We start from the raw sequence: 23951 nt of genomic DNA on the forward strand, positions 1-23951 counted from the left end.
GTGTTATTGTCGATTATTAATTTCTGTGTCGGGTAAAGGCACCACGAAAACTTGGGTGGATGCCGCTTGACCTGCAGGTTTACTTCCACTATTGTTCGTTCTATTTAAGATGTTTGTAAACGTCCGTTTATAGAAATAGAACAATTGTCCTTCTCCATATAATTCGCGCATGTATTCGTAAGTAAGCTCGGTTGTCGTTAGGGAACCGAGGTTCGAAATACCTCGTTTATTTCTTAAGGTGTTGATATATGGAAGTCCGTCATTCAGAGTTTCCGATTCGCTTTCCGCGGCGATCAGATACATCTCTCCCAATCTTAACATGGGGATCATCGTGTTCTGGATTAGCCCGGTGGTACTCATGTCATTGTATTTATAGAAATACCGGGCGCCGCTTGTCAATCCGGGAAGTGTGGCCTGTTCCCAGTTTGCCTCGAAACGAATGTCGCTTGTGGTAGAGGAACCCGGTGCCGAGTACAAGAAATTCAATAATTTTTCATCCATGGTAAATATAAACGCCGGATTACGAGAGGGATCATGGTAATTTTTGAATAATAGAACCCGATTTGTGTTTGTTAAGGCAAATAAGACCTCTGACGAGAAAATCCGGTCACTCTTGGCTTCCGTTCTTTCCGTGAATGGGAATGTGCCCGCTTCTGCCGCCGTGATCACTTTTTTGGCGTAGATGGATGCATTGGTTTTATCCCCGGCATAGAGATAAACTCGTGCCATGAGCCCTTGTACCGCATAATGGTTCATACGTAATGCCCGGTAACGCAGGAAATTGGATTCATTCCCGGCTGATTCCATTAAAGTACCTTTTGTGATGATCGGGTCATTTGCCAACGCTTTCTCCGCTTCTTGCAAGTCATGAATGACATATTCCATGATTTTGTTCGCGGGTAATAAATCGTTTACATTCGGTGATTGGTGTAAATAGTAAGGAATACACTCGTTTTCCGGGTTGTTCATGTAAACCGGGCCGAACAGGCGTAACATATCGAAGTGCAACATGGCACGCAAAGCCAAGGCTTCTCCCCGGATAATGTCATAGTTGATACCCGTGAAGAGTGATTCCCGGTTTTCTATGTTATCAAGAATCTTGTTACAGTTCATGATCAGGGCGTAAGCTTTTTCCCAAACTTTATCCAAGCGTCCCCGCCAGTATTCAGTGCTGTATTTATAGCTGTTTAAATCAATATAATTCCCCCATTTCCCTTGGTCGTCGCCGATCTTGTAGGCTCCGCCCATGAGTTCTAGCATTTCCACCATGAGGGTACTTCCGTAAAGGTTCTCGTCGTTCAACTCGATATACACGCCGTTCAGTAATTTCTGGAAACCGGTTTCCGAGTTCAACAGGTCTTCTTCCGCTATCTGGTCGTAAGGTTTCACGTCCAACCAACTGTCGCAAGCCCCGAAAACAAGGGTGCAACATATAAGCGTGATTAATTGTATTTTTCTTTTCATAATTCTTCCGTTTAAAAGGTTGCAGATATAGAGAATGACATCGTGCGTGCAAAAGGATAGTCAATACCTCGCTCGCTCTTTACCGATGAAACTCTGAAAATATCGTTCATGTTAGCTTGCACGGTCAATGTAGACAAACCGACATGCTTGATGAAAGGTTGGGTAAACTCGTAACCGATGTTGAAAGATTCTCCGCTTAGCGTGTTTTCGTCCATCACGAAACGGGAAGAGGTTTCAGTTGTTTGGAAAAGAGAAATTCTTTTGAATTTTGCCTCTTGTCCCGGAGTACTCCAACGGTCGTATAAAGCCCGTTTATCTTGGTTATAATTAATGCTTTCCCTGTCGATATTTTCTACCTTCTCGTAAAGAGCGCTATTGAAAACCTGACCTCCTAGCTGATAACGCAGGTAACATCCGAACGAGAAACCTTTGTAGTAAAGGGTTGTACCGAGTACTCCTTCCAGTTTCGGTTCCGTGTTTCCGACCACGACTTCATCATTTTTGTCATACGTGAAAGTGTAAGTACCGTCTTTCTTGATAAACAAATCCTGACCTGTCGCCGGATCAATACCTGCCGATCTTACCGCCCAAATATCGGTGGGGCTACCACCGTCGTAGTACCTAGTAGTGTTCAGGTTTGCCTGATTCTGTTCGTTCATGGATTGCAAGCTGTTCCCGATTTTGGAATATTTTGACTTGGCATGTGTTCCGTTGAGACTGATATTCCATACGAAACGATCTTGCGGGCGATAAATGGGAGAAACTTTTAACGTAACTTCAATACCGTCTGTTTTTAATTGCCCCATGTTCATCATGACACTTTTCACCCCGATAGAACTCGGTGTCGTGATGGCTGCTACTAGTGGATCGGTCTTTTTCCGGTATAAATCCAAGGTGACATTCACTCGTTCGTTGAACATTGTGATGTCGGCTCCCAAGCTATAATTGATGGTTTCCTGCCATGCCAGATCGGGATTGCCCAATCCTTCAAGAATAACTCCGGTTCCGAAAATATTACTCATCCAGTGCGTGAAAGCATAGGTAGAGAATGCCTGATAAGAGGCGAAATTCTGGTTTCCCGGGTTTCCGACCGAGCCTCTGAGTTTTAATAGTTGGAAGAAATCGCAATTCTCCATGAATTTTTCAGAGTGGATATTCCAACCTAAACCGACAGACCACGTGTTTCTGAAACGGTTGTTTGTTCCGAACACGGAAGTTCCGTCACTGCGGTAGTTGAAATCGAATAGATAGCGATTGTCATAAGCGTAGCCCCCGTTGATATAGAAACTGGCAGCACGTGTTTTGCTTTCCGTGTAAGTCGGTTTAGACCCTGCCGGGTAACTGTTGGTAAAAGACGGGGCGTCAAATTCATCTTCTGTAAATCCGATTGCCTTATACCCGTTTTGGGAATTTTCCTTGGTACTGAAATTGAATCCGGCCACGGCGTTCACCATGTGTTTCCCCGCAAACAAGTGCCCATAGGTGACAGAAATGTCCCCTTCGTAATTCAGGTTTTTCGTTTGGGCGTTTGTGTAAAGTCCTTTTTCTGTGTCGCTTACCTCGTCAAAATCACTGTGTTGCGGGGAAAGACGTACTTCGGCTGTCGAATTGTTCTTGGTAATCCCGAACTTGGCCCTTGCACGCAGGTCATCCGTGGCAAACCATTCGAGGATGAAATTATTCGTGAATCCGAATTGATCTTGCACGTCGTAATTATTCAAGTGAGCGTTCCACAAGGGATTGGGTACGGAATATTCTTCCGGATCTTCCGTGTAGTATAAATATTTGTCGATGCCGCCTTCGCTATTGTATTTCCTGAAATAAGGATTAGCTTGAGCGTATTCCGAGAAAGGAACGGCCGGGTCATTCGTTTTCATGTAATCCAGTATAAATTTATTGCTGAATTGGAATTTACCTGTGCGGTAGACCAAGTCGATATTTCCGCTTATCGTTTGACGATCTGAGCCTTTCATGACGCCTTGCGTGTTGCCGTAACTTAAACCTAGACCATATCTGATGCGTTCCTCGCCTCCTTCGGCGTAGAGGTTGTGTTTCTGAACGAAACCCGTGCGAATCGGTTCGCTGAGCCAGTAGGTGTTAACGCCTCGTTCGATGTCTTGTAAACGTTGGTTTCTGAGATTGTCCAGCGTGATTTGGTCCATCGGGTCGTTTGTGGTGCTGGTGTATCTTCCCGCTCTGGTTTCAAACTCCAGTTTCTCCCGTGCGTTCATGAGGTTATAGTCCGATAGGTCAGCCATGGTTATGCTGAAATCTCCTTTGTACGAGAGTGAAAGAACTCCTTTTTCCGGAACTTTCGTTTCAATAACCAATACACCGTTGGCGGCTCTTGAACCGTAAATCGCTGTGGAGGCGGCGTCCTTTAAAAGTGTTACGGAGGCTACCCGGTTCATGTTCAAATCCATGACGGTCTGTAGATCCGTTTCGAATCCGTCCAATATAAATAACGGTTGGTTTGGATCGGTTCCGTATTCTTCTTTTAATCCCATGACACTACTCTTACCTCTAATCTCCACGTCCGGCAACCGGTTCGGGTCTGAGCCGAATTGGTTATTGACGTTAATCTTGAAAGAGGGGTCTAGCGTTCTGATACTCTGAAGTACATTTTGTGTACCGGCGGCTTTCAAATCTTCCACCTTGTACGTGCTTGCCGATCCCGTGAAACTCTCTTTTTTTCTTCGGTATATTCCGGTCACCACGACGTCCTCGATGGTTTCCACGGCGGGGGTAAGTTGTATTTCCTGAAATTCCGCACTGTTGTTACCATCGAATTTTTTTACTAATCTTTCGTAACCGATAAAAGAAAATATGATGTTGTAGTTCCCCGAATCGATAGGGAAAATAAATTCTCCGTTGGCGTTGGTTGCAGTACCCTGCTGACTTCCTTCGATCATGACGGTTACGCCGGGAAGGGGTTCACGGGTATCTTTATCAAACACGACACCTTTTAGCTCGATAAGTTTTATCTTGGGGGTATTAGCTTGTACCGGACGTTGTACGATAACGATCGTTTTATCTTCCAGTTTGTACGTGAAAGGTGTTTTGTCCAACAAAAATTCCAGTACTTGTGTTAGTGGGGCGTTTGTGAATTCCTTAGAGATGCGTTTGTCATAAGCTTTGACCTGTCCTGCATTATAAAAGAATTCCATTCCCGTGGTGGTGCTGATTTGTTTGATAGCATCCAGAAGGGTCGTATTTTCCAGTTTAAGATTGAGACGCGTTTCCTGCGCATGTGAATTGTAGGTCATGCTGCAAAATACGATGATCAGGAAAAGAGGCAAGATCATTTTTCCCGTGAACTGGGTCCAGGGAATTACTTGTCTAAGATTGGATGAAGTGTCTTCTTTCATGATATTTATGTTACTGTTATTAATTGATTGTTAGTTGTTTATTTGCTTGATAAACCTTTTTTTTTAGGGTTACAAATCCCAGGGCTTTATCCGTGATAAAGTCTTTCCTTTTTTGAGTTATTATCTACATTCGATATTTTTTCGCTAATATGTTGCTACTGTTTTCTAGGTACTTTTGTCCGGTAATGTTCTCTCTTTCATTTTATTTGATCGTTAGGTTTTGTATTTGGTGTTATTTTTTTGAGTATACAATTCCCCCGGCATTACGTTTTGATAATGTCCTCGGTCAGATATTCAATATGTTATTCCTTTGTTTTTACTTCAGATGAATGATACCGTTTTCAATGCTACACGTTATATTACTTGTTGTTGTTAATAATTTCGTGATGTAATCAATACCTCTTTCATACCGGATCATACCGGAGAAGCAAGTATCGTTGTATTTTTCTGCTACTTTTATTTCAATGCCGTACATTCGGGCAAGCTGTTTTGCCAGTGCGGGTAATTTCTCATTGTTGAAATAGAGGATTCCTTCTTTCCACATGGCGAATTCGGAGGTGTTTACCTCGTTTTTCGTGACTCCTTTCGTCGTTTTGTTTACCCGTACTTGTTCATTGGGTAAGAGGGCGATGGCTTCAGTTCGTGTGGGGAGTGAGTATTCAATTTTCCCGGTAACCAATGTCGTGATATTCTCTTCGTTATCCGAGTAAGCTGAAACGTTGAAACTGGTCCCCAATACCCGAATGGATTCTCCTCCGGGGATTTCCACGTGAAAAGGTTTTGTGGCATCCGGTTTGACGTCGAAGAAGCCTTCTCCCTCTATTTTTACCCGTCTCTCTTTGGCAGAGGCGAATGTTGCCGGGTATTCGAGCCATGTGTCCGAATTTAACCACACGTGAGTGCCGTCCGTCAGTTCTAGATCGAAACGCTTTCCCGCGGGGACGTATATCTTGAGTGGGGTCTCCTCTTGCAGGGTGATTTCCTCACCCGTGGCGGATTGTAAGGTCGTCTTCGCGTTTGGGTTGACATTCATTCTGGCTGATGTGTTCAGGTTGGCCACGATGGAATCTCCTATCATGAATTGAACTTTTTGTTCGCTGATAGATATGCCCATATCATTTAATTGTGCAAATACAGGAGATTTTTCGGATGATTCGGGGCTGAATAGCAAAAGTATAAATAAGCATACCGCAGCTGCACTACTTGAAATGTAGATGATACGGCGTCTGAAGGTATGTTTATGTATTCTTTGTTTCACGTTCCGATAGTTTTCGTCCAACATTTGATCATCGTTTTCCACGGGGGGAAGTGAGTTCCATATTTCCTCCAGTAACTCTTCCTCGTTCTCCCCGATGGGGCGTTTCAAATATTTCCCTGCATTTGTTTTCATGCGTGTTTCTCTCTAATCTGTTTATATAATACTTGACTTTTCGAAACTACGTATTCGAAAATGTTATTTTTTTGCTTTTGCCCGAAGTTTTTTCATGGCCTGGTAGAGAATCGTTTCTACGGTCCGGGCAGAAATGCCCAGTTCTTTGGCGATTTGAGTACTTTTTTTATTCTCGATATGGCTCATGATGACCACTTGTTTACTTCTTTCCGGTAGCTCGTTAAGGATGTTAGCCAGTAGGGTTTCGGGATCTGTCGGGGGATCATGGTTGATGGTATTTTCTTCTTCTTCGCTTGTCTCCTGTTTTATCTGTTCGTGATGCAGTTGATGAAGGGAGTGGGTTTTGAGGTAGCGTAGTGAATTATTGTGAGTTCCCCGAAGAAGATAGTTGCGGAGAGATTTTTCCCGGTCTAGTTTTTTCCGGTTTTCCCATAAGGTGACAAAAAGATTCTGAACAATTTCATAAGCGGCTTCTTGATCCGAGAGGATGGTGGTGGCATAATTTCTTAAGGAGGTGAAGTAGCTTTTGTAGACCATGGCAAAAGTTGCTTCATCTCCTTTTATAAGTGCATCAACGATTTCCCCGTTGTTTGTTATGTCGAAATTATGTTGCATCGTGTTTTATGAAAAACCCTTGTGATAACAAAGATACTAAAAAGATGCGAATTTCCTTGTCATGGGAATTTGGGGAATTTTTTGAAGTCCGGGTCTCGTTTCTCCAGGAAGGCATTTTTACCCTCTTGTGCCTCTTCCATGAGATAGTACATCAGGGTGGCATCCCCGGCGAATTCCATTAATCCGTGTTGACCGTCCAATTCGGCATTTAATGCCCGTTTGATCATGCGGATGGCCATCGGGCTGCGTTGCATGATGGTCTTGCACCAGTCCACGGTTTCATCTTCCAGTTGATCGAAGGGAACCACCTTGTTCACCATCCCCATCTCTTCGGCTTCTTTGGCGGTGTATTGGCGGCAAAGGAACCAGATTTCACGAGCTTTCTTCTGGCCCACGTGGCGGGCGAGATACGAGGAACCGAATCCCCCGTCGAAGCTACCGACTTTAGGTCCTGTTTGTCCGAAACGGGCATTCTCGGAAGCGATCGTGAGGTCACACACGACATGAAGCACGTGGCCTCCGCCGATGGCGTACCCGTTTACCATGGCGATGACGGGTTTCGGAAGAGAACGGATGGCTTTGTGCAGGTCGAGTACGTTGAGGCGGGGGACCCCGTTTTCATCAATGTAGCCTCCTATTCCTTTCACTTTCTGGTCACCTCCGGAACAAAACGCTTTGTCCCCGGCCCCCGTGAGTACAACAACACCAATGTCACTCCGTTCCCGACAGATATTTATGGCATCCAGCATTTCGAAATTGGTTTGCGGACGGAAAGCATTATAAACTTCCTGGCGGTCAATGGTTATTTTAGCTATTCCTTCGAAGAATTCAAATCGAATGTCTTCATATTCTTTGATTGTAGTCCATTCTCTTTTTGACATATCCGGTATGTTATTTTTAGTTTTTACAAAGTGTAACGACAAATGTACATGATAATTTTTATTTTAACGAGGTTCGATATAAAGAATTCGCGTGATGGTACAGGGAAGAAAGTCATGGCTTTGTTCGTGGAAGGTCTATGTCTTCTTCGACGTTGGGCGGGATCATGAACATAGCATGAACATAGCATCTTCATAGCAAGAATACTCGCCAGTGTTTTTGATGTGAAACTGATGTCAAGGTGCTATATGGTTGGTGGTAAGGAACCCTGGAGGAAAGGTAGGATATTCCGGGCGATCCACCATACTATGATTAATATTAAGTACGTGTTGACGACTATCCGGTGATGGCAGATCCTTTTTAGCCGGGCTAATTTATTTCGGGGGTCAAACCATTGCGTGATTACAAGAGCAATTAGATAAGGAATAGAAAGAATAAGGAACGGGTTATACCCGAAAGCTCCTTTGATATTCAGGTGTAATAATTGATGAATTGCCCTTTGGCTACCACATGCCGGACAATCAAGTCCCGTGAACCAACGAAAGGGACATTTGGGTATAAATGCCGAATACTCGGGATCAATGAAGAACAGGATGATCCCGAGTAGTATAATTAGAATGAGGCCTATTTTCTTAAAATGTCCGAACGAATACATTCATTCGAATATTAATAATAACCTCCTCCCATCAGTACACTTGTTAATCCGCTGACGAACCCGATGATGACGGCGAGTACACCTCCACCTAATGCCAAGAAGAAAAATAATCTTGCCATGTTAGAAGCTTTTATCGCTTCCTCTTGCTGACCGGAATTCCAGAGGTTGTCCACTTTCGTGGCATAGATGATGGAGACAATCCCTAGCGGCAAACAGCACAAAATGGTTGATAGGATTGCCCATACTAGCCAGTTGTCCGGTTTGGAATTATTGTTTACCGGTGGTTGAGGTGGTGTGGGAGGGAATGGCGGGGGTGATAAAGGCGTGGAGGTTTCGTTCGTGAACAATTTCGCAAGTTCGGGAACTTCTCCTGCCGGGAGCCATTGGGCCATACCGTTTTTCCACACGAGGGAGTTTTTCGTTACCCCGTTGCGAATTAATTCTTCGGGAGAAACCGGGCCTTTTTGTTCATTCTTTTCGTTCAGGTAAAAATAGTTTTCCATAGTTTAATAATTTACCATTTATATTCGCTTCGTAAATAATTTCCGTTAAAGTCGTAAATATCTTTGATATATCCCCCGTCGGCCTCGATGCGTTCAGAACCGGCGTAGGGTATGATGTCATTGTATTTGCAGGGGATAATGATTTTTCCTTTTTTATTGATTGCACCCCAGACTCCATTCTGCACTTTACCGTCTTTCGAGAATCCGCCGCGGTTGATCAGTGATATACCGTTTAATTCTTTACAGATGATAAATTGACAGGGTAATATCTCTTCTCCCTCCAGGGTATAGAGGCCTTCTTGGTCATCTATTTTCACGTGGAGGAGCGAGGTTTCCCGCCAGCGGGAAATTTTCGTGTACTCGCAAGGAACGATTACTTTTCCTCTTGGGGTATATAGTCCTTTTAGTTTCCCTGATTTAACCATGAAATTGTCGGTCGTGAGCCAAGTGTCAACATCATCGTATATACATGGGATAATTTCAGTTCCATCGAGGGCGAGTATCCCTTTTTGGTTGTTATACGTGGCCCGGTAGTAAGCGGGTGACCAGTAACTATTGGGTGCGATATTATCGTATACGTAGGGAATGATTTCCAATCCGAATTTATCCATGACTCCTACTCCGGATCTTTTCTCTATGATGCAGCGATCGTATCGGAAACAATAGGCATGATTTAGTACTCCATAATAGAAAATGGAAAATAAGGAAGATAGTAAGAAGGGTAGAACTATCAGTGTTGTATTCAGTAAGTATTTTCTTTTTTTGTAAAACAGGGAAAAGATGATGCCTAGTACCCCGATGATGAGGATGACAATTCCCGGAACGTATGGGTAAATGTCAAACCACGAGGCGACAAACGCCGAAACAAATCTGCCAGCGAGTAAGAAGAGAATCGTGCCTAAGGTTGCGTATAAAATCAGGACAATCTGTACCACGCTGATTTGTGGTTTAGGAGATGTGATACATTCATGTAATTCGGGAATATCTTTTGCCTGTACCCAGTTTGGCATACCTTCACGCCACACGGGTGTTTCTCGTGTGATTCCTTGTTGTTTAAGTTCATCTAGCGAAAGCGGCCCGACCTGTTTGTGGGTCTTGTCCATGAAATAATAATTTATCCCCATAAATTAAGATAAAAAGAATAAACAAACGCTATCCCAAAAGTAGTAAATAAATGGATAAGTGTGCTGTTGGGGGAAGAAAAAATGAGGTAGGACTTTGGGCGGGGCTGTCCAAAAAGTTATTTTTCAAATTCCCTCCCCCCTTCGGGGTACTCCCTTTACTAATTTTAGATTTAATGATTGTAGATTTTAGATTTCCGCCACACAAAGCCGACGCTTTTAAATTTCCTACTTTCAACTTTTAGTTTTTATCTTTTAACCTTTATCTTTCTCTTGCAGAGGTAGAGTTGAAATACTCTCTATCTTCGGAATGAGTCTCTAACTCCTCTTCTGTTTATAGAGAGAGTTAAAAATAGCTCTTCTGAGAAATTCTAGTTTCCCTTAATTAACCCCTCAACGCTTGAAAATATCCTTTTAATATTTCCCCGTTTATTTTTCCGGGTGTGTGAACAACGAGAATGGCCGGTTGTTGTCCCGGTTGGTAGAATTCGGATAGTGCTGATTCTAACGAGGGTGCATCTGTTGCTCGGTACATCTTGAAACGATGAACTTCGGCAAGCCGTTCTATATCCACGTCGTGAGGGGTTTCAAATAATTCTTCAACTTCTTCCAGACCGGAAGGACCGGCCAAAAAGCGGAATATGCCTCCTCCTCCGTTTTGGATAACGATGATTCGTAATGACGGGGGACAGTTTTTGATCCATAAAGCATTGGAGTCGTACAAAAAGCTGTTGTCTCCCACGATCAGCGTGGTGATCCCGTCGAATGTTGAGGCGGCACCCATGGCTGTCGAGGTACAACCATCAATACCACTTGTTCCCCGGTTGGCATCGGTACGGTCCACCTGCGTGTACCGGAAGAGTTGGGCGTAACGTATCGGGGTGCTGTTGCCTAGTTGTAAACGGCTCCCGGCAGGAAGTGCGGGAATGAGCATGGAGAAGGCTTTCAGATCACACCATGGGATACGTTTCAGGTAGTTATCGTGTATTTGTGTTGCTTTTTCTTCCCGTTGATGCCATTGGTGGGCATAACTGGACGGTAAACTGTTGGCTTTTATTTCTGCGGGTTGGAGTTGATCAAAGAATGTTCGGGTGTCCATGGGGACGTGGAGGGTCATGGACTTGTACGTGTCAGGCGGTGTCGAACGTTCGTCAATATGCCAATGAGAATGTGGGGTATGTTCTCGGATGAAAGCCTTTATCATACGGGAAACAATCGCTCCCCCGAACGTGATGAGTAGTTCAGGGACGTAAGTCTCTGCTTCTTCCGGTTGAATAGTGGAGATTACCCTGTCTATCGTGGAGATCACGAGGGGAATGGATAGATTTGTTACACTTTCCGTTAAAACCACCACGTTGGGAAGGCTTGCTAGTAACTTGATATGTTGTTGCAAAACCGGATCGGGTTCATGGAATCCGGCGATGATCATGACCTTGGGACAAAGGAAAAATTCCTCCCGCAGGTTTTGAGAGATTTCTGCGGTTAAAGAAGGGGTTTCTTTCAGAGTCTTGATCACCCGTTCTGAAGTTATGGATTCATGTTGAAAGCCGTACAAGGGTTCTCTCAGGGGAACATTGATATGCACGGGGCCTTTCCGGCCGTGTTGGGATAGATTGATGGCCTCGTTTACCAGACGATTGGTATGCCAGTGATCCTCGTTGCACGTGATGGCTGTCGGGAGCTGAAAGCTCTTTTTCACGAAGTTACATAATGCCCCTTGCTGTTGTATCGTTTGGCTATCGTCTTGATCTATCCATTCGGAGGGACGGTCTGCCGAGATAACGAGAAGGGGAATACCCTGGTAATAGGCTTCCGCCACGGCAGGGGAGTAATTCAATAAGGCGGTTCCCGACGTGCAGATAAGGGCAACCGTTTGTCCGGTTTGTTGTGCTATTCCTAGGGCGAAGAAGGCGGCCGAACGTTCGTCCACGATGACATGATGTTTCAATCTTTTTTCCCGGGCAACAGACACGAGTAAAGGTGCATTCCGGGAACCGGGTGACAGAACGACTTCCTTGATCCCTTTTTGAACGAGTAGACTGATAAGAATTCGAACGTTTTCAATATCAGAATGTGATTTTTCCATAATTCATTTGACGTATGAGGTTTAGTAAAGTATCGGCTTTCTGACAAGTTTCCTGCCACTCGGTTTCCGGGTCGGAAAGAGGGGTAATGCCGCCTCCGACATACAACCGCAGGGCGTCATCGAATACTTCCATGGTACGCAGGTTGACAAACAGGTCAAATGCCCCGGAGGCTTGCAATGGTCCTAGGAATCCGGCATAATATCCCCGATCCCGTTTCTCGATCTCCGTGATGATTTGCATGGCTCTCTTTTTGGGTAGGCCGCAGACGGCCGGAGTCGGGTGAAGTTGTCCTACCAGTTCGTCAATCTGGTCGGCAGGGAGTTGTTCGTCACTTCTGAAAAAGGTACAGAGGTGAAAGACATTCCCGGCTTGTAACGTGATTGGTCCCTCGATTTCGAGATGGCGGGTAAAGAAATGTCTTAGCGTGTCTTGGATGTAGTCGGTCACGATTTGTTGTTCCTCGATGTCCTTGTCTCCCCATTCAGGTGGATTTTTTGCTGTTGCCACGGGTTGAGTTCCTGCTAGTGACATGGTGAAGAATCCGTTTCTGTCGTATTTGAGGAAAGTTTCCGGTGAGGCACCCATCCAAGCGCATTTACCCGGAATGGCGGCAAAGAACAGGAAGGCGTGGTGGTATTGTTTCATCTGTTCGAAGATCGCTGGCGATAGTCGGAGTGAATCGCAGGGTATCGTGATAGTTCTTGATAGAACGGCTTTTTTCATCCCTTCCCGTTTCAACGTGTCGATCATCGTGCGCAGTTCATCCAAGTACTCGAAATGCTCGCAGTCTTGCTTGGTGAAAATACGTTCCGGGGTATTGAAAACCGTGTTCTGTAAATTTCGAATCGTTTCACCGTCAGTCAGGTAGTCCGTGAATGAAAGATCGGCCTTGATGAAGAAGGGGAAACTCCAAGAGGAGTGATTGAAGGGCGTGATAACAAACCCTTTCTCTCCCCGATGTTTTTCGAATCCCTTGAATATTCGGGTATCGTTGGAGAGTTGAGCCCCGAAAACAACTTCACGCGAACCGGGTAAACGGTACGTGTAAAACGGGATGTTATTTCGCAGGCAGATGTTCTGCGCTTCTGCAACCGAGAGTCTGTTTTCTGTTTGTTCTATCATGGCATAACCTATTCTTACCGCAAAAATAGGCAAAATTATTCGCTGGTGATTCAATTGATGCAAAATGTAAGTATTTTTGTGGGGGAAGTAGCTACGCCACGTTGCAGGTTGCAAGTTAATAAAGTTATTTTGTTTGAATGAAATGAATAAAGATAGGAGCGGGTATAAGTTTTTGGGTGGTTGGCGAGGGCTTCGGGAGTTATTGCCGAATAATTTAGGGGCCTTCACGCAGGTATTTGCTTCCTTGAAAAGTTATAATTTCCGTCTTTATTTCGGGGGACAATGTATCTCGCTGATTGGGACGTGGATGCAACAGATTGCCATGAGTTGGCTGGTATTTCGGTTGACCGGGTCGGTGCTTTTACTGGCGACGGTTACTTTCATGGCACAAATCCCGATTCTCGTGGCGACTCCTTACATGAGCGTTTTTGTTGACCGGTTTGATCGACGTAAGTTGCTGGTGCTGACGCAATCACTGTCTATGGTACAGGCGTTGTTGATAGCCTTGCTCACGTTGACCGGGTTGATACAGGTGTGGCATATCATGATTCTGAGTTTATTGATCGGTTTGATTAATGCTTTGGATAATCCCACTCGACAGTCATTTTACCCGAGTTTGGTTCCGAAGGATAAGTTGAGTAACGCTATTGCGCTGAATTCTGCCGTGATTAATGGTTCTCGTTTGATCGGACCTGCGGTGGGTGGAGTGTTGATCGGTTTGTTAGGAGAGGGTATTTGTTTCCTGTTGAATGGTATCAGCTATATTGCCGTGATTATTGCCTTGTTGATGATGCGGGTAGCGCCCAAGCAGGAGAGAACTGCGAAACAAAAGGTGTGGGAAGATATGCGGGATGGTTTCCGATACGTGGCGGGTAATATACCGATCCGTACGCTATTGCTTTTGATGAGCGCGATCAGTTTCTTCGGGTTACCCTTGATGACGTTTATCCCGGCTTACGTGAAAACGATCCTGCACGGGGAGAGCGAGATGCTGGGGCTACTACTTTCATGTATCGGTGTCGGTTCCTTCATTGCGGCCTTGTATCTGGCAGCCCGGAAGAGCGTGCTGGGACTGGGAAAAGTGGTGATGCTTTCCGGGGCATTGCTGGGGATCGGTTTGTCGGTGATGTCGTTTGTCACGATTCCTTGGGTGGCTGCCGTGTTATGTCTACCGGTGGGTTTCACGATTATTGCAGCCGTGGCTTCCATCAACACGCTGTTGCAGACCCTTTCCGGTGAGGATAAACGAGGCCGGGTGATGGGATATATGGCAATGTCTTTCACGGGTATGGCTCCCGTGGGGAGTATGGTGCTGGGGGCGATTGAAAAATGGATCGGTTTGCAAATGATTATCCTACTATCCGGGATTTGTTGTTTTGTCGCCGCTTTGGTTTTCGAGTATTATCGCCCCTTGGTGCGTAGGCATGCTCGTCCCGTTTATATTGAAAAGGGGATTATCAAGGAGATTGCCATTGGGATTGATTCCACGGAGGAACAACGGTTCTGATTAATATTTCTTCGGTGTTTATTGTTATGAAAAATGATGTTCCTTCTAAAATATTTTGAACCATTATTTTTTTGTGTATTTTTGTCATTAGCGGAAGTAATAAATGTCTATAATGTGATGGAACAGGGGAAATTCGATGTATTATTTAATCAGTATTACGAACGTTTAGTACTGTTTGCTGAGAGTTATGTGGGAGATTTGGAAACAGCAGAGGATATGGTACAGGATGTTTTCTTATCTCTTTTGTCACGGTCGGATTTTAATGAAGTCGAATATTCACGTTCTTATCTATATAGTTGTGTGAGGAACGGATGTGTAGATTATTTACGAAAATTGAAAGTAATAGATCCATTAGATATAAAGTTATTTGATGCGGTTTATTATGCGGGGGATTTTAATCTTTTGGAACAAGAGGAGTTAATTCGGAAGGTGGAAGAAGAGATAGAGAAGTTGCCGGAACAACGTCGGGAAATACTGAAAATGAGTGTTTACAAGGGAATGAGTTATCCGTCAATAGCAGAAGTGACAGGTTTGTCAGTAAATACGATTAAAACACATATGAAGAAGGCATATCAAGATCTGAGGGAAAGACTTTATATGCAACATTTGAATTTACTTTTACCTTTAATCTTGTTAGAAATAAGAAATAAACATTCGTTGTAGTTTTATCAACGTTATTTTTTTGTTTTTTTTCGTTCACCCTGTTTTCACTTTTTTACGTCATAGGTCTAAAATTATGAAAAAATGCGAAAATCTAGGTCAATATCTGTATCTATTCTTTATCGGAAATCAGTAGGTAAACCGATTTCTGGCATAGATCAGCAGAAGTTTGATGCGTGGTACAACGAATCGGAAAAACATCGTTTATATTATAAACGTTTTTGTGTGCAACAAGAAAAGATCATGGCTCGTGATTGTTCTGTTGTGGATGTTGAGCGTCGATTGATGGAGATAAAATTCAAAAGACGTGTAAAATATCGTTCTAATTGGTGGAAATTGTGTGGTGTTGCTGCTACCATGTTGATTTTGTTTTCCATTGGTTGGATGTATTGGACTAAAAATGATGTTTCTTGTCCGGTGGTTGTTGATGCGGGGCTAGAAAAGGCAAGTGTGACTCTTCGTTCAGGACAGGGAAAGCGAATTGTGTTGGATTCGACTCTAGTGGCACAGACGATTAGGCAAGATTGCGTGGCTATGCGTGTTGGTATTGGCGTGTTGGAGTATGATCGGGATTCTGTTGCAATCGGGGAATTGGTTTATAATCAGGTAGATGTTCCTCCTTCTGGGGAATATATGATTGTCTTATCGGATGGGACAAAGGTTTATTTGAATTCAGCTTCTAGTTTGTGTTATCCCACGGTGTTTCCACCTGGAGAACGAAGGGTGAAGTTGTCAGGAGAAGCTTATTTCGTGGTGGCTAAAGGCGAGCGTCCTTTTATTGTGGATACCCCTTTGGAAGAGGTGAAGGTGTTCGGGACAGAGTTTAACGTGATGGCATACGAGGATGAGGAAGAATTACAAACGACCTTGGTAAAAGGTTCGGTTGGGGTACTGGCGAAAGGGATGGAGTTCATTGGTTTTCAAAAAATTGTTCCGGGAGAACAATTCCTTTTAAACCGAAAAACGGGGAAAATAGAAATTGTTCCGGTAGATGTTTTTCCTTATGTGGCTTGGAAAGACGGTCTTTTTGTTTCTCAAAATGATAATCTTGAGACAATATTAAGGAAGATGGCACGTTGGTTTGATGTGGAGATTTTTTACCAGAATCCGGAGTTAAAACAAAAACGATTTTTCGGTATTATGAAACGGCGGGCTTGTTTGCAGGAGGTGTTGGACGTGATTGCAAAAGCTGGGGACGTGCATTTTGAGGTGAATGGGCGAGTCGTGTTAGTTCGGGATTAAAAAAATGAAAGCAGAAATTGTTTCCAGCAATTTCTGCCTTTAGTAAAATAAATAGGGAACAAGCATTTAGCAGGTGTTGCTCCCATATGTTTCACTTATAATTACAAATATATGAAAAAAAATCGGTGTTCTATTCCTATATGGTGGAATAGTTTACGAAAATTGTGGATTATGACAAGGTTTCTATTTGTTTTTGTTTTTGTTGCCACGCTACATGTATCGGCGGCTCTTCACTCTCAAAACAAGATGGTGACCCTTCATTTAGAAAGGGTAAGTTTGGAAGAGGTAATTCAATCATTAAAACTCCAAACGGATTATGGCTTTTTCTATAACATTGATAGTAAAGATATCAAAAAAATGACAAGCATTTCGCTCGATGTTAAAAATATGGCATTGGAGGATGTTTTGTCACAGATTTTGAAAGGTACAAATTTAACTTATACTATCGTGAATGATGTAGTTATTTTGAATGCCCGAAATTCTGTTGTTGTAAATGATTCTTTGGGAAGAAATCATGTGCTTGTCGGTCGGGTGATTGACATGAATAAAGAACCGCTACCGGGTGTGACGGTTAGGCTAGAGAGTACAAATATGGGAACGGCGACAAATTTTGACGGTGTTTTCTCGTTTCGTTTGCCTGTTGTGAATGGGAAGTTGATCTTGAGTTTTGTGGGGTATAAAACGAAAGAGGTCGAGTTTAAACTTCCTTCTGATACATTAAAAATTGTTATGGAAGAAGAGGTTAAAAATGTGGAAGAAGTTGTTGTAACAGGTTATTTTACTAAAGCAAAAGAGAGTTTTACCGGTTCGGAAGTAACAATTGAAACGGAAGAGTTAAAAAAAGTTGGGGCGTTAAGTATAACGCAAGCACTAAGTGCTTTTGATCCTTCCATTCGCTTGGCAGAAAGTTTGACAAACGGTTCTAATCCCAACGTGCTTCCCGATATTACAATTCGGGGTGAAAACGGGTTTGATTTACGGGCAAATGCAGATGATGCGACCACGAATCCGAATGCACCCTTGTATATTTTGGATGGAGTAGAAGTTTCAGCGGAGCGTATTTATGATATGGATATAAACAGGGTTGAGTCTATAACCATATTGAAGGATGCCAGTGCTACGGCTTTGTACGGTTCTAGAGGATCCAATGGAGTTATTGTGCTTACAACTATTCGACCGAAATCTGGACAGATTCGAGTGAGTTTGAATGCTAATTATAATATTTCAATTCCGGATTTGCGGGATTATAATTTGATGAACGCAAAAGAGAAGTTAGAATATGAACGCTTGGCTGGCTTGTATGAGGATCCCGATTATTTGGAGCAATGTAAATTGGATGAACTTTATAATTCTCGTTTGGAAGAAGTAAGAAAGGGTGTGGATACATATTGGTTGTCAAAGCCCTTGACAACATCATTGAATCAACGTTATTCTCTTAACTTTGAGGGGGGGGATGAATATTTTCGTTATGGAATAGATTTGCGGTATGATACGGATAAAGGAGTTATGAAGCAATCCGGTAGAGATAGATTGGGTGTTAATCTGACGTTTAACTATAATATTGGAACCAATTTTTTTATTCGGAATGATTTGTCTGTGGATAATGTGAAAGCCAAAAATTCTCCTTACAATGAATTTTATTTGTACGCCAATCAGAATCCGTACGATCGTGTTTATGACGAGAATGGTAAATTTGTTGAGAAACTTTCTTCGGGAGATTGGAATCCTTTGTACAATGCTCATTTGCCGAAAAAGGACATGGATACATACACTTCTATTCAAGATAATTTTAATATTGATTGGAGAATTATTCCGGCGTTACGTTTACAAGGACGCATTAGTTACACGAGACAATTTAATAAAAGAGATTTGTTTAAATCTCCGGAATCTTTAGATTATAGTACGGAAACGGATCCTAAAAAGAAGGGATCTTATTTCCGTTCCAATTCACAAAGTGATCGATTTGATGGGAATCTAACCTTACAATATAATAAAATGATAGGCGTACATTCGTTGAATGTGGGAGTGGGAAGTAATATGATGGAGTATCGATCAGAGGGAGAATCCTATACGGGTGTCGGTTTTGTTAATCCGGATATGGTTTTTATCGGTGCGGCTAGTGATTTTCAGGAAAATTCCAGTCCTAATGGAACTTATGATAAGTCTAGATTGGTTGGATTTTTTGGTAATGTGAATTATGGATATGATAATCGTTATTTCTTAGATTTATCTTTTCGTACAGATGGTTCTAGTAAGTTCGGGAGAAACTCACGTTTTGCTCCATTTTGGTCATTAGGAGTTGCTTGGAACGTACATAAGGAAGCGTTCTGGTCAGGAGATGAAAAGAATTCGTTGAAATTAAGGGTTTCCGTGGGAAGTACGGGTACAACTAATTTTTCTTCAACTCAAGCTTTAACAACGTATAATTACTCTTTTTCTAAGGAGTATAATGGTGTGTTTGGAGTAAGTTTAGCGGGATACGGTAATCCGGAGTTGAAATGGCAGAATACGATTTCTTATAATGTGGGTGTGGATATGACATTATTAAAGGGATTGGTTGTGTTTAATGGTGATTTTTATGTGAAAGATACGGAAAATCTATTGTTACCTTTAACGGTTGCTCCATCGACCGGTTTTAATAGTTATGTGGAAAATATTGGGAAATTGAGGAATACCGGATTGGAGGGGCGTTTGCGATTGAATTTGATCAAAGATTCACAGAGAGACTTGAGGTGGAATGTTACGCTATCCGCTTTCCATAACAAGAGTAAAATCACGAAGTTGTCTAACCAGTTGGAAGAGATTAATAAGTATGCGAATAATGATTTTTATAATAAAGGAACTGTTGTGTATCGGCAATATGAGGCCGGGCGTTCGCAAACAGCTTTGATGGTGGTTCAGTCAGGTGGAATTGATCCGGCAACAGGAAACGAGATTTATATTAAACGTAACGGGGAATTGACGTTTGAATATGATGCTAATGATAAAGTGAAATGTGGGGATTTGAAACCTACAATTGAAGGAAATGTGAATACTAATTTGACATGGAAAGGGTTTACGTTGTATATGCTTTTTAAATATCAGTTCGGAGCCAAGGCTTATAATGGAACGTTGGCTTCTAAGGTCGAGGGGGCTAATCCTTACCGGAATGCAGATAAACGGGTCCTGTATGACCGTTGGAAAGAACCTGGGGATCATGCCAAATTCAGACGAATTGATGATCGGACTTCTCCCTATCAGACAACACGTTTAGTTTTTGATAATGATTTGTTTACTCTGTCAAGTGTATCTCTATCTTATGAATTGCCCCGAGATATCAGCCAGAAATTTTACGCGGATAGAGTTCGATTGATGCTGAGTACGACAGATGTATTTCGTTTGTCGACAATAAAGCAAGAGCGAGGGACGACTTATCCTTTTGCCCGAACTTTTAATATGAGTTTGAATGTTACGTTTTAATTGTTAATGGAAAGAGTTATGAGGTTAAAAAGTTGTATCGGAAGTTTATTGTTGACGCTCATGTTATGTTCTTGTAATTCCTGGTTGGATATAGATTTAATCAATCAGAGTGAAGAAAGTGATCTTTTCAGCACTGAGCGTGGTTTTTCAGAGGCTTTGGCCGGGGTCTATTGTGACATTGCAGCTTCCAATATGTATGGGCAGACATTATCTTTCGGAATGCTTGATATTATGTCTCGTATTTATGATTACTCTCAGATTCCGAATAAGATGAAGATCTTTCGGGATTATAATTACGAGGATAAAGATATGAAAGCTTATATTTATGCATTGTGGTGTTCATTTTATGCTAATATAGCATCATTAAATAATATTTTGGAATGGAGTGAGAGAAATGCATCCGTTTTATCTGACGAACGTCGAGATCAAGTGCGAGGAGAAGCATTAGCTTTACGGGGCATGTTACATTTTGATATTTATCGATTGTTTGCCGCTGATATTAAATTGGATAAAACATCTCGTATTTTACCTTACCAGACGGATTTTGGAGTAAAAACACCACCTGTTTATGCCACGGGAGATTATTTGGATCTAGTGGTTCGTGATTTGGAGGATGCGATAAAGTATTTAGAAAATGATCCGATAATGAAGATCACTCCTTACGAACTGGGAAATGGAGATGGTGAGAATAAAGATCAGTCCGACCTTTATGTTGCCCGGATGAATTATTATGCGGCTAAAGCCTTGTTGGCCCGAGTTTATTTGAACATGGGAGGTGAGAAAGTGAAAGAGGCTCGTCGTTTGGCAGAGGAGGTGATTGATTGTGGTAAATTTGCTTTAGTGGATTATGAAAGGAGTTTGAACACGGAAGAGGCGAATAAAGATTTACTCTTTTCTGATGAGCATATTTTTTCTTTGCGAGGGCAAAATGTAAAAACTGATGCAGAAGGTGTTCATAAACAGATAACGGGCTCAGATGGAAACTTGCAAATGGCTAGTGGTTATCAAGCTTCTTTGTATGCAAGTGATTTAGAAGATTACCGTTTGAATTGGTATAAAGGTTTTTATATTATTAAATATACTTCGGATAATAGTAAGCGTTTCTTTCCCAAGATGCCGATGGTGCGTTTGTCTGAAATGTATTTGATCGCTGCAGAAGGATGGATGAAAGATGATCCGGATCATGCGGCAGAGTTGTTACAAACGTTAAAGCAAGCTAGAACCAAACAACTTGTGGGTAAACAAGCGGTGACAGAAGAGATTCTTTTATTGGAAATGCGTAAAGAATTTGTTGGGGAAGGACAGCTTTTTTACGTGTATAAACGATTGAATCACGATATTATAGGTAATACTTCGGAAGATGCAGTAAAAGCGAATAATGGTGTTTTCGTGTTGCCGATACCGGAGGAGGAAATTGAATATGGACATAGGAATTAAAAAGACTTGTTTTATGAAGAAGTTTATATATATAATTTGGGCGTTCTGTATTGGTTTGCAAGGATGTGAGCAAGATCCGGAATATGAATATGATGAGGTTAATCGTATTTATTTTCAATACGAGGTGCAGAATAGTCTGGGAAATAAGGTAAGTATTGATTCGGTTGTTTTCTCGTTCGGGAAATTGCCGGAGGCAGTAGTTGCTGACACGGCCAAGATTGTTATACAGCTAATGGGAAATGTTTCTGAGCAACCGCGGAAATATCGGGTGAAAGTATTGGAAAAAGGGAAACAGTTGAGTGGTGTGACAACCATGGTTGAAGGTGAAGATTATGCTCCTATTGCTGAAGAACAGGTGTTTGGTGCCAATCGTTTTCAAGATACTCTTCGAATTTTGGTTTATCGTAGTAATTTGAGTACTAGTTTACGAAATCCTGAATCTAAAACTTTGATGTTAACTCTTGAGGAAGGAGGTGATTTTCAGTTAGGGATTAATGTCGGCCATGAGATGAAGTTGTCTGTAAATAATATTTTATTTCCTCCGGCTTGGTGGGAGAAAAATGAAACACAATTAGGTTTTTATCATCCTAAAAAATGGCGAAAATTGATTGAATGGGATCCGATTTTTGCGGTTGAGGATGCGTTTATCGGTACTGGGGTCGATATGCAGAAAAAGAGTGGAATGTTGAATGATTGGTTGAATAAGAATATTATTATCGATGATGAAACCGGAATGCGCATAACGAAAACCGGGCTTGTCGAAATTTAATATAAGGAAAAGTAATTTGTATGAGAACAATAATATTTTTTGTGTGTTTGACAGGCTTGTTATTTGCTTGTTATGACGATAAGGGTAACTATGATTACAACGAGATTAATCAAATTACTATTCAGGGAATTGATAGTTTGATTCGCTGTGATCAGATGGATTTGTTGTATATTCCGGTCACATTGGAGGGAACACAATACGCAGATACTAACCGGTTCACTTATTTTTGGGAAATTAATCGTAAAACGGTGTCTACAGCTAAAGATTTGAACGTGTATGTTAATTTCCCGTTGGGAGAAAATGAGGCGCGCTTTGTGGTAACGGATAAAGAACTGGGTACGAAAGCATTTAAATATTTTAAGATTAACGTATCTAGTTCTACAGCTAGTGACGGTATCTTGGTTTTAAGCAAATATAAAGGACACGCAGAGTTATCTTTTAAGCGTTTGGATAAAGAAGGAAGTGTTTTCACGCCTAATTTTTATGAAGCTTTAACAGGAAATTATTTGGGGACTAATCCACGGAAGATTCACCGGAATTATGTCCCGGAGGCAGATAATGAAAATTCCGGATTAAAAATAGAAACGGATCATCAAATAAAATGTTTGAGCGAGGAAACTTTGCAGGAGATCGGGGAGAATACTATTTTGGATCACAATTTTTTTATTAGACGCGCAAGTAATTTACCTTCTGGAGATATAGTTGATTTTGATGTAAAGGCTTTTGCTCATTTACCCGTAACGATGGAAGGAGGATTTGGTAAGTCAACTTATATATTTACTATTGCAGGAGATGAGTTTTGGTTGGATCAGGCGATGCTTATTTCTTTTGGAGGGATGTCACAAACGATGTGTCTTACATTTATGCAAATGAAAAGTCCATGGAAGGGAAGATTGTCTCCGGCAATGTTTTTGTCTGCTTTGGTTGAAAAAGAGTTGCAGAATTATGTTACACCTTCGGCGATGTATATGTTTGATGAAACAGTTGGTCAATTCTGTTATAATAATTTGGCTGGATCAGGTAATATTGGTGTTCCTGCACTTGGTACTTATGATGGTTATTCTTTGTTGTTTGGAACGCATACAGCAACGAAAGATCATGCGGTGGCCGTGTTGAGTGATGGAGCGGATTACCGGATGTTGTATTTGAATCTTCCAAGTGGAGGACAATCCGTGCTTGCGGATTTGTCCGTGTCTGGTAATATTATTAACGAAACAACATCTTATTATCCGATGAAAAATGAAGCTTATATGTTGTTTGCCACGAATGATAAATTATATCGTTATAATTTACGCGAGTTAGAAAACAATGTAGCTCCGGGAAATTCGAACGTGTTCGTGGAGTTGTCGAAATGGGGGTATAGTGCGGAGGCTAAAATCACTTGTATGAGTGTTTCAAGAACAGAGCGGGAAATACTTTTAGGTGTTTCGCGTTATGGGGATGATACGGAAGGTATGTCGGAAGAGTTGAAAGGAGATGTACTGGTTTTAGATTTGAAAACAGGAGAGTTGGTGAAAAAATATGAAGGAGTGGCGGGTGTTCCTGTAGATGTGAAAATTAAGTATCAAAAATGGCTTCGAGATGGTAAAGAGGGGGGGAATATTGTAGATATGCTTTATTTCTAGATATTTTCTAGATTTTAGAGATTTAGCGATAGAAAGTTTCATGCCTTT

At 42.1% G+C, this 23951-nt stretch carries 17 protein-coding genes; 7 read left to right on the forward strand and 10 right to left on the reverse strand.

All coding sequences use genetic code 11. The annotated features are described in order from the left end of the window. Positions 1-3: 3 nt before the first annotated feature. The 10 genes from F1644_RS12880 to F1644_RS12920 all read right to left on the reverse strand — a co-directional run bounded on the left by F1644_RS12880 (position 4) and on the right by F1644_RS12920 (position 13204). A complete protein-coding gene (locus F1644_RS12880) occupies positions 4-1464 on the reverse strand; it encodes a RagB/SusD family nutrient uptake outer membrane protein (RefSeq protein WP_118302928.1) in 1461 nt (486 codons plus the stop codon). An 11-nt stretch (positions 1465-1475) separates the two neighbouring features. Continuing rightward, a complete protein-coding gene (locus F1644_RS12885) occupies positions 1476-4832 on the reverse strand; it encodes a SusC/RagA family TonB-linked outer membrane protein (protein ID WP_118302930.1) in 3357 nt (1118 codons plus the stop codon). Positions 4833-5148: 316 nt separating this feature from the next. Beyond that, complete coding sequence (locus F1644_RS12890) at positions 5149-6222, reverse strand: FecR family protein (RefSeq protein ID WP_118302932.1); 1074 nt, start codon at positions 6220-6222, stop codon at positions 5149-5151. A gap of 63 nt (positions 6223-6285) precedes the next feature. Continuing rightward, positions 6286-6837 (reverse strand): RNA polymerase sigma-70 factor, encoded by a 552-nt coding sequence (locus tag F1644_RS12895; RefSeq protein ID WP_118302934.1) that lies wholly within the window; start codon positions 6835-6837, stop codon positions 6286-6288. A gap of 59 nt (positions 6838-6896) precedes the next feature. Next, on the reverse strand, positions 6897-7718 hold the full coding sequence (gene menB / locus F1644_RS12900) for a 1,4-dihydroxy-2-naphthoyl-CoA synthase (RefSeq protein WP_087419323.1): 822 nt from the start codon (positions 7716-7718) through the stop codon (positions 6897-6899). Between the two features lie 242 nt (positions 7719-7960). Next, positions 7961-8371 (reverse strand): DUF2752 domain-containing protein, encoded by a 411-nt coding sequence (locus F1644_RS22745; protein ID WP_118302936.1) that lies wholly within the window; start codon positions 8369-8371, stop codon positions 7961-7963. 11 nt (positions 8372-8382) lie between these two features. Then, complete coding sequence (locus F1644_RS12905) at positions 8383-8874, reverse strand: CD225/dispanin family protein (protein WP_118302938.1); 492 nt, start codon at positions 8872-8874, stop codon at positions 8383-8385. An 11-nt stretch (positions 8875-8885) separates the two neighbouring features. Continuing rightward, positions 8886-9977, reverse strand: coding sequence for a WG repeat-containing protein (locus F1644_RS12910; RefSeq protein ID WP_158571982.1), 1092 nt, complete (start codon positions 9975-9977; stop codon positions 8886-8888). 403 nt (positions 9978-10380) lie between these two features. Continuing rightward, complete coding sequence (menD, locus tag F1644_RS12915) at positions 10381-12081, reverse strand: 2-succinyl-5-enolpyruvyl-6-hydroxy-3-cyclohexene-1-carboxylic-acid synthase (RefSeq protein ID WP_118302944.1); 1701 nt, start codon at positions 12079-12081, stop codon at positions 10381-10383. Further along, a complete protein-coding gene (locus F1644_RS12920) occupies positions 12062-13204 on the reverse strand; it encodes a chorismate-binding protein (protein WP_118302946.1) in 1143 nt (380 codons plus the stop codon). Before F1644_RS12920 ends, menD begins: the two co-directional genes overlap by 20 nt. A gap of 142 nt (positions 13205-13346) precedes the next feature. Between F1644_RS12920 and F1644_RS12925 the strand changes: the two genes are divergently transcribed. The 7 genes from F1644_RS12925 (at position 13347) to F1644_RS12955 (ending at position 23903) form a co-directional block, all read left to right on the forward strand. Next, positions 13347-14711 carry an MFS transporter gene (locus F1644_RS12925; RefSeq protein WP_118302948.1) on the forward strand — a complete coding sequence of 455 codons (1365 nt, stop codon included), beginning with the start codon at positions 13347-13349 and terminating at the stop codon, positions 14709-14711. A gap of 117 nt (positions 14712-14828) precedes the next feature. Next, positions 14829-15374: an RNA polymerase sigma-70 factor gene (locus F1644_RS12930; RefSeq protein WP_158571984.1), complete on the forward strand. Its 546-nt coding sequence runs from the start codon at positions 14829-14831 to the stop codon at positions 15372-15374. Between the two features lie 81 nt (positions 15375-15455). Beyond that, entirely contained in the window at positions 15456-16613 is a 1158-nt protein-coding gene (locus tag F1644_RS12935; protein ID WP_118302952.1) for a FecR family protein, read from the forward strand. A gap of 171 nt (positions 16614-16784) precedes the next feature. Beyond that, the gene (locus tag F1644_RS12940; protein WP_158571986.1) at positions 16785-20072 is read left to right on the forward strand and encodes a SusC/RagA family TonB-linked outer membrane protein; all 3288 of its coding nucleotides are present in this window, start codon (positions 16785-16787) and stop codon (positions 20070-20072) included. Between the two features lie 18 nt (positions 20073-20090). Continuing rightward, entirely contained in the window at positions 20091-21509 is a 1419-nt protein-coding gene (locus F1644_RS12945; protein ID WP_158571988.1) for a RagB/SusD family nutrient uptake outer membrane protein, read from the forward strand. Between the two features lie 13 nt (positions 21510-21522). Further along, positions 21523-22278, forward strand: a complete 756-nt coding sequence (locus tag F1644_RS12950) for a DUF4843 domain-containing protein (RefSeq protein ID WP_158571990.1) — start codon at positions 21523-21525, stop codon at positions 22276-22278. Between the two features lie 20 nt (positions 22279-22298). Next, positions 22299-23903 (forward strand): PKD-like family lipoprotein, encoded by a 1605-nt coding sequence (locus tag F1644_RS12955; protein WP_118302960.1) that lies wholly within the window; start codon positions 22299-22301, stop codon positions 23901-23903. Positions 23904-23951: the final 48 nt, after the last annotated feature.

Source organism: Butyricimonas paravirosa (assembly GCF_032878955.1).
In the GTDB taxonomy this organism is placed as follows: Bacteria; Bacteroidota; Bacteroidia; order Bacteroidales; family Marinifilaceae; genus Butyricimonas; species Butyricimonas paravirosa.